Origin of the sequence: Noviherbaspirillum sp. (assembly GCF_036846085.1) — a bacterium.
Lineage (GTDB): Bacteria > Pseudomonadota > Gammaproteobacteria > Burkholderiales > Burkholderiaceae_D > Noviherbaspirillum.
In genome coordinates, this window is the sequence record NZ_DAIUCO010000255.1 from 1 (window position 1) to 7,696 (window position 7,696).

7 protein-coding genes and 1 pseudogene are annotated in these 7,696 nt (G+C 53.5%); 2 read left to right on the top strand and 6 right to left on the bottom strand.

The genetic code is table 11. The features are described 5' to 3' along the window. The 6 genes and pseudogenes from V7080_RS21515 to V7080_RS21540 all read right to left on the bottom strand — a co-directional run. Positions 1-417, bottom strand: a pseudogene (locus V7080_RS21515) (2-isopropylmalate synthase); the annotation flags it as partial. A 337-nt stretch (positions 418-754) separates the two neighbouring features. Next, entirely contained in the window at positions 755-1,633 is an 879-nt protein-coding gene (pssA, locus tag V7080_RS21520; protein WP_334190436.1) for a CDP-diacylglycerol--serine O-phosphatidyltransferase, read from the bottom strand. A gap of 220 nt (positions 1,634-1,853) precedes the next feature. After that, positions 1,854-2,600, bottom strand: a complete 747-nt coding sequence (locus V7080_RS21525; protein WP_334190437.1) for an SIMPL domain-containing protein — start codon at positions 2,598-2,600, stop codon at positions 1,854-1,856. A gap of 91 nt (positions 2,601-2,691) precedes the next feature. Next, on the bottom strand, positions 2,692-3,708 hold the full coding sequence (gene ilvC / locus V7080_RS21530; protein WP_334190438.1) for a ketol-acid reductoisomerase: 1,017 nt from the start codon (positions 3,706-3,708) through the stop codon (positions 2,692-2,694). Between the two features lie 36 nt (positions 3,709-3,744). Next, on the bottom strand, positions 3,745-4,236 hold the full coding sequence (gene ilvN / locus V7080_RS21535; RefSeq protein ID WP_326860885.1) for an acetolactate synthase small subunit: 492 nt from the start codon (positions 4,234-4,236) through the stop codon (positions 3,745-3,747). A gap of 2 nt (positions 4,237-4,238) precedes the next feature. Then, positions 4,239-5,963: an acetolactate synthase 3 catalytic subunit gene (locus V7080_RS21540; protein WP_334190439.1), complete on the bottom strand. Its 1,725-nt coding sequence runs from the start codon at positions 5,961-5,963 to the stop codon at positions 4,239-4,241. 509 nt (positions 5,964-6,472) lie between these two features. On the opposite strand from V7080_RS21540, the gene V7080_RS21545 reads away from it, so the two are divergent. Together V7080_RS21545 and V7080_RS21550 are read left to right on the top strand one after the other, a co-directional pair. Next, on the top strand, positions 6,473-7,042 hold the full coding sequence (locus V7080_RS21545; RefSeq protein ID WP_334190441.1) for an RNA polymerase sigma factor: 570 nt from the start codon (positions 6,473-6,475) through the stop codon (positions 7,040-7,042). Then, positions 7,039-7,446: a DUF3619 family protein gene (locus V7080_RS21550; RefSeq protein ID WP_334190440.1), complete on the top strand. Its 408-nt coding sequence runs from the start codon at positions 7,039-7,041 to the stop codon at positions 7,444-7,446. Before V7080_RS21545 ends, V7080_RS21550 begins: the two co-directional genes overlap by 4 nt. Positions 7,447-7,696 lie beyond the last annotated feature (250 nt).

Below are 7,696 nucleotides of genomic sequence, written 5' to 3' on the forward strand. Positions count from 1 at the left end.
GCTGAATTCAACATCATCCGTAAACTGACGCGCGAATCGCACCGCCTGCTTCGCCTGCTCAAACACCTGATCAGGCGTCATGCGCAGCTTTTTTTCCATGTGGAGCGGCGAAGTGGCGATAAAGGTATGAATACGTTTTCTTGCAGCGCTTGCCAGTGCTTCGGCCGCACGCGAGATGTCGCGGTCATTGGCTCGGGACAGCGAGCAGACGGTAGAGTCCTTGATGATTCCGGCAATGGCGCGAATGGACTCGAAATCTCCTGGTGAAGCAGCCGCGAAACCAGCCTCGATCACGTCGACTTTCAGTCGCTCCAGTTGTTTGGCGATGCGAATTTTTTCATCTTTTGTCATCGATGCGCCCGGAGACTGTTCACCATCCCTTAAAGTGGTGTCGAAAATAATGAGTTTGTCGGCCATGCTTTGCTCCTAAGAAAGTGATTTTCGGTCGGTTGAACGGATTTTCGCCTGCCCTTGCCTCTATGGCATGAGCTGAAAACTGCACGAATTGTGGGAAAGGGGATTTAGCGCGCGTTAACGCACTAGCAGCAGGCCTAGAAATAGGCTGCTGCTGGAGAAAGCGGATGCGGAGATGTGGATTTCGCGGGACATAAGGAAAACTATAAGGGGAAATCCGGGAAAGCGCAACGTTTTGATTAAAAACACGTTTGCGCGTCCCCCTTTCCTGCTTTTTTACGCTTTTTGGTGAACAAGGCTGCCACCTTTATGTGGCACTTCACACAGCCGCGCCGGAATATCAGTCCCTATCATCCAACGGTTCGGGCTCGGTTTGCACAATACTGACGGGCTTTCCTTTCGATAGTCGCCAGAAGTAAACCCCGTAACCAGATAAGCCATACAAAACAAATAAACCGAATAACACCTTTGGCGGATCGCTGGATACCAGCACAAAAATCAGCACCACTACAAATATCGAAATGAATGGTACCGACTTGCGGAAATTGATCTCCTTGAAACTGTAAAACGGCACATTGGTAACCATCGTCAGACCAGCATACAGAGTGATACTCCACGCAAACCAGCTCAAATCCGGGCCAGCGAAGCCAAGGTCATCCATCAGCCAAACAAAACCGGCGACCAGCGCCGCGGATGCCGGGCTGGGCAAGCCCTGAAAATATCGTTTATCCACGACGGCGATGTTGGTATTGAACCGCGCCAGCCGCAAGGCTGCGCCCGCACAATAAACGAATGCAGCCAGCCATCCCCACTTACCCAAGCCGCGCAATGACCATTCATAAACCACCAGGGCGGGTGCTGCCCCGAAGGAAAGCATGTCAGCAAGACTGTCGTACTGAGCGCCAAACTCGCTTTGGGTGTTGGTCAGTCGTGCCACTCGGCCATCCACGCTGTCGAGCAACATCGCTGCAAATATTGCGATGGCGGCGAAGTCGAATTTCAAATTCATCGCCATGACAATTGCATAGAATCCGCAAAATAAATTCGCAGTGGTGAATGCATTTGGCAGCAGATAAATCCCTCGCCTGCGCAGCGGCATTCGCGTTGCCGCAATGTCCTCTTCGCCTCCCACATGCAGCGAGTGATGCCTGCTCAGACGAGTGAACTTGGGTACAAATCCCCTACCGCCTTTGACCTTGCGCCTATTAAAGGTGGGCATGCTAAATCCGTTCTGAAGCAATAAAGTTGATCTTAAATTTCGGCCAGGATCCTGACTGCGCCGACACCCAATGTTTCTAGTGCTATTCGAAACCGGCGAGCATCTGAACAACCTGACGGCTCACCGGATTCCCGAGAGTTCAATAACGCTGTCACAACGATTTTGCGACCAGAGTTGCGAAAACCGGAACGACGTCCCGGTTCGCATGAACCGGTTATCTTTATTTAAACTTCACCTTGCCGACGACACGCATGGTCACCGTGGTTTCGCCGGGCTCAAAACTTGGCTCCTCGACCTGCATCGTATCTGCAACAGCGGCACGCATGGTTTTTTGCGCGTGCGCTTCTTGTGGTGCATAGGCTCCTGATGCTTCGAAGTCGACCGTTTCAAGGACAGCGTCCGCATGATTACGCCCCATGGCTTTGGCAATCGCAGAGATACGGTCAGTCAAGTTTCCATAGGCCGTCGCAATTCGCTTTTCATCGAGCTTTTTACTGGCTGCATCAGTCAGTCCGAACTGCAGGCCATTCAAGGCCAGCACACGCTGGGCGGACGCCACGGTATTGGGTAGTGACGACAAATTCGTCGTGGTCATTTCAAGATATTGACCGACACGCCAGGCGCTAGGCTGCTTTGGCTTGCCGGGCTGGCGCAATTGATCTTCCGGATAAACCGGGTAAGTGTAATACCCCTTTGTCTGCAGTACGGCCTGGGGGTCTTCGCGCCGGAGAATTTCCATTCCCTGCTTCATTTTCTGATTTGCACGCGATGCGGCCGCTGCCTTATCTTTGTCCTGCTCTTCAATCATAAACGTTGCCTTGGCTTCGTCATTTGGATGCTTGACTTCGCCGGAAGCCGGCACAATGACAACTGTACCGGTCGTCTGGGCTGGCGACTGCGCATATGCGGCGACAAAGACCAACGACGACACTGTCAAAATAAACAACCGTTCAAAACCGCGCAGCATGTTCTTCTCCAAACAAAAACGGGGCGCACCTATTGTGCGCCCCGCTTATTTTACCCAATACAAGTAATGATAAATCGCAATCGTAAAACGCTTAGTTCTTCGATTGATCAACCAACTTGTTTTTCTTAATCCAAGGCATCATTGCACGCAGCTTTTCACCGACCTGCTCGATCTGATGCTCAGATGTCAGGCGACGACGGGAAATCAGGGTCGGCGCGCCGGCTTTGTTTTCGAGGATAAAGCTCTTTGCATATTCGCCTGTCTGGATGTCTTTCAGACACTGGCGCATTGCGTTCTTTGTATCTTCCGTAACGATACGCGGGCCAGTGACATACTCACCGTATTCCGCATTGTTCGAAATTGAGTAATTCATATTGGCGATGCCGCCTTCATAGATCAGGTCAACAATCAGCTTCAATTCGTGCAAGCATTCAAAGTAGGCCATTTCCGGCGCATATCCTGCTTCAACCAGTGTTTCAAAACCGGCTTTGATCAACTCGACCGTACCGCCACAAAGAACCGCCTGCTCACCGAACAAATCTGTCTCGGTCTCTTCACGGAAGTTTGTTTCGATGATGCCGGCACGACCACCGCCATTGGCCATTGCATAGGACAGAGCGATGTCCCGTGCATTGCCGGATTTATCCTGGTACACCGCGACGAGATGCGGAACACCGCCACCTTGCGTGTAAGTGCCGCGTACGGTATGACCTGGCGCCTTCGGCGCAATCATGATGACGTCCAGATCAGCACGTGGCACAACCTGGCCATAGTGGACGTTGAAGCCATGGGCGAATGCCAGTACTGCGCCCTGCTTTGCGTTTGGCGCAACGTTTTCGTTGTACACCTGTGCGATATTTTCATCAGGCAAAAGAATCATGATGACGTCGGCGGCCTTGACCGCTTCGTTGACTTCCACGACGTTGAGACCAGCGTTTTTCGCTTTTTCCCAAGACGCGCCGCCACGACGCAATGCGACCGTTACTTTACAGCCTGAATCATTCAAGTTCTGTGCATGCGCATGGCCCTGCGAGCCGTAGCCGATGATGGTGACATTCTTGCCCTTGATCAGCGACAGGTCACAGTCTTTATCGTAGAAAACTTTCATTGCTCTTCCTAACTTGGTTATGTTGTTTCAACTGAATTAAACTTTGAGGATGCGCTCGCCGCGACCGATACCAGATCCGCCAGTTCGAACCGTTTCCAGGATGGCTGTGCGATCGATGGATTCGATGAACGCATCAAGCTTGCCTTTGTTGCCTGTCAACTCGATCGTGTAAGTTTTCTCTGTAACATCGATGATACGGCCACGGAAAATATCGGCAGTACGCTTCATCTCTTCGCGCTCCTTGCCAACTGCCCGCACCTTGATCAGCATGAGTTCGCGCTCGATGTGTGAACCTTCCGTGAGGTCCACCACCTTAACAACCTCAATCAAGCGGTTCAGGTGTTTTGTGATCTGTTCGATCACATCGTCCGAACCGCTGGTCACGATCGTCATTCGCGACAAGGTCGCATCTTCGGTCGGAGCTACGGTCAGTGTTTCAATGTTATAGCCACGTGCCGAAAACAGTCCGACGACTCTCGACAATGCGCCAGCTTCGTTTTCCAGCAATACAGAAATGATATGGCGCATGATTACAGATCCTCCGAACCGAGCAGCATTTCAGTCAAGCCTTTTCCTGCCTTCACCATCGGCCAGACGTTTTCGGTTTGGTCGGTGATGAAGTTCATGAATACCAGCCGGTCTTTCATGGCAAAAGCTTCTTTGAGAGCACCGTCAATATCGTTCGGATTCTCGATCTTCATGCCGACATGGCCAAATGACTCGACCAATTTGGTGAAGTCCGGCAGCGAGTCCATATACGACTCGGAGTAGCGGGAACCGTAGTCAATTTGCTGCCACTGGCGCACCATGCCGAGGAAACGGTTGTTCAGGAGGATGATCTTGGGCGTCAAATGATACTGCTTGCAAGTTGCCAGTTCCTGGATGCACATCTGGATCGAGGCTTCACCAGTAATGCATGCGACTGTGGCACCAGGATTGGCCATCTGGACACCCATTGCATAAGGCAGTCCGACGCCCATGGTGCCCAATCCGCCGGAGTTGATCCAGCGCCGCGGCTTGTCGAAGCCGTAATACTGGGCGGCCCACATCTGATGCTGACCGACATCGGAGGTGATGAACGCGTCGCCCTTGGTGACTTCCCATACTTTTTCAACAACACTCTGCGGCTTGATCACTTCATTCGACGTAGGGTATTTCAGGCACTCGCGGCCGCGCCATTCGTTGATCTGCCGCCACCACGCGGCAAGTGCTGCCGAGTTCGGCGTCGCGGATGCGCCATCGGCGGCATCGAGTTGCGCGAGAAGTTCCTGGAGCACATCCTTGACATTGCCTACGATTGGAATGTCGACCTTGACCCGTTTGGAGATCGACGACGGGTCGATATCAATATGGATGATCTTGCGCGGATGCGTCGCAAAGTGTTTCGGGTTACCGATGACCCGGTCGTCGAAGCGGGCCCCGATCGCGATCAGCACATCCGAGTGCTGCATTGCCATGTTGGCTTCATAGGTGCCGTGCATACCGGGCATGCCGACGAATTTGTCGCTGGAAGCCTTGTATCCGCCCAATCCCATCAAGGTATTCGTGCAAGGGAATCCCAGCTTGTCGACCAGCCTGTTCAGTTCAGGGGATGCATTGGCCAGAATCACGCCACCGCCTGTATAGATCATCGGGCGCTCGGCGGCCAGCAGCAATTGCACTGCCTTGCGAATCTGTCCGGAGTGGCCTTTGTCGACCGGCTTGTACGAGCGCATCTCGAGTTCCTTCGGATACTCGAATGCACATTTATGCATTGTGATGTCTTTGGGTATGTCGACCAGCACTGGTCCAGGGCGTCCTGTAGTAGCGATGTAGAACGCCTTCTTCATGGTCGAGGCAAGTTCCTTGACGTCCTTGACGAGGAAATTGTGCTTGACGCAGGGGCGCGTGATGCCGACGGTATCGCACTCCTGGAATGCATCCTGCCCGATTGCGTGCGAAGGAACCTGTCCGGAGATGATTACCATCGGGATGGAATCCATGTAGGCAGTCGCAAGGCCGGTGACGGCATTGGTCACGCCGGGACCGGATGTAACGAGCGCCACGCCGACTTTCTGGGAACTGCGGGAGTAAGCGTCCGCCGCGTGAATCGCCGCCTGTTCGTGGCGAACGAGGATGTGCTGGAATTTTTCCTGATTGAAGATCGCGTCGTAGATGTAGAGCACCGCACCGCCTGGATAGCCGAACACGTGTTCGACGCCCTCTTCGGCGAGACAGCGCACAACGATTTCGGCGCCGGTAAGTTCTGTGGTCATGCCTGATGTCCTTTCAAGGTCCATTGGAGATTGATCGGATGCTCTCTCCTTGCGAAAACGTTCGGATTGACAGCGCCAAGGCATCCCTTTTTTGTGCGGTGACGCCAATTCGTCGCGCAATCGTAGTTGCGGTTCAAAATGACGCTAAACGCGACTCGTTCAGCCAAGGTTTCTGGACTACCGATACGGTTTTCTCACGCTTGTGGCGTGGGTTAGAGCAAACAGCTTTTAAAATGTGAAAGCGCGTCTGTTCGAGTGCGGCATCATGCGCCGCGCGCAAAAAGACAAATCTTCGGGGTTTGCGAAGGGACTGATACGTTAATGCGTCGCACCATTTTGGTCAAGTTAAATCAGTCCAAAAGCGTTTGAAATCAACGATTTTCCGAAGAAAACCCGCACAAAGCAGCGCTTTTTTGCTAGCATGCGCACAGTTTTCAAACATCAGCGCCCGATCCAGCATTCCCTATTCGATCCACCTTCAGGTAGCCTGGGAAAATCCGCCGCACCGCATGGCAACCGATAAAGAATTGTCCGATTTTCTTGAGAGCGTCGAACGCCGCGCGTTCAAGCAGGCGATTTATGCCGTCCGGAAGGAGGAGTCCGCCCTCGATATCGTGCAGGATGCCATGATCAAGCTTGCCGAAAAATACGGCGACAAGCCGACCGCGGAACTGCCACTCCTTTTTCAACGAATCCTGCAAAATACCATTCACGATTACTTTCGACGCGAGAAAGTGCGCACGACCTGGATCAGCCTGTTCTCCGGCCTGTCGTCCGAAAGCGGGGATCAGGATGGTTTCGACCTGCTGGAAACTTACGAAGCGGAAGTGGGCACCCAGGCCGCGGAATCGAGTGCGGACAAGGTCGAACGCGATCAGGTGCTTGCTGTCATAGAAGCCGAGGTAAAAAAGCTGCCGACACGTCAACGAGAAGCATTTCTGATGCGTTATTGGCAGGATATGGACGTGGCAGAAACGGCCGCTGCAATGGGATGTTCGGAGGGCAGCGTGAAAACCCACTGCTCTCGCGCCACACACACCTTAGCCCAAGCGCTGAGAGCCAAGGGAATAAGTTTATGAATGCCGACGAATTAAGCTTTGCCTACAAAGTGCGCCATGCACTGAATGAAAATCTCGACAATCTGCCCGAATCCACCACCGACAAGCTGGCCGCCGCCCGCAAAGCCGCACTGTCGCGGAAAAGAAAAGAATCGGTGTTCAAAAGCTTGCTGATTCAACCACGTCTGGCGGGCCGTCAGTTTGGCGGCTTTTTCCGCGAGCCGCATTTATGGCTGGGCCGCATGGGCCTGGCATTGCCGGTGATCGTATTGGTGGTCGGGCTTACGGGCATCTACCAGGTGGAACAGCAAAAGCGCATCAGCGAAATCGCCGAGATCGATGCTGCCGTGTTGTCCGATGAGCTGCCGCTTTCCGCTTATGTGGACAACGGGTTTAATGCTTACCTGGCGAATCGAGGCGATTGATCGTGGTACTCCGGGCACTCCTCCTTTCCGCCCGCCCGCTGCGGGCGGTGTGCATTTTGGTTGCTTTATTTGCTGCCACAGGCACGGGCCATGCTACCCCCCCGGTGACGAATACCGCAGTTGGATCTGCCGCGCCGCCGGCGCCAACCGCCAAACAGCAACCTTCGTCCAGGCTCTCGTGGAATGACCTGACACCGGCACAGCAACAGGCGTTGGCGCCGCTTGCCGGAGAATGGAATTCGTTGGAGCC

Excerpts from the sequence above, each read along its gene's own strand:
- pssA (WP_334190436.1), bottom strand. The coding sequence starts at position 1,633 with ATGCCCACCTTTAATAGGCGCAAGGTCAAAGGCGGTAGGGGATTTGTA.
- V7080_RS21525 (WP_334190437.1), bottom strand. The coding sequence starts at position 2,600 with ATGCTGCGCGGTTTTGAACGGTTGTTTATTTTGACAGTGTCGTCGTTG.
- ilvC (WP_334190438.1), bottom strand. The coding sequence starts at position 3,708 with ATGAAAGTTTTCTACGATAAAGACTGTGACCTGTCGCTGATCAAGGGC.
- ilvN (WP_326860885.1), bottom strand. The coding sequence starts at position 4,236 with ATGCGCCATATCATTTCTGTATTGCTGGAAAACGAAGCTGGCGCATTG.
- V7080_RS21540 (WP_334190439.1), bottom strand. The coding sequence starts at position 5,963 with ATGACCACAGAACTTACCGGCGCCGAAATCGTTGTGCGCTGTCTCGCC.
- V7080_RS21545 (WP_334190441.1), top strand. The coding sequence starts at position 6,473 with ATGGCAACCGATAAAGAATTGTCCGATTTTCTTGAGAGCGTCGAACGC.
- V7080_RS21550 (WP_334190440.1), top strand. The coding sequence starts at position 7,039 with ATGAATGCCGACGAATTAAGCTTTGCCTACAAAGTGCGCCATGCACTG.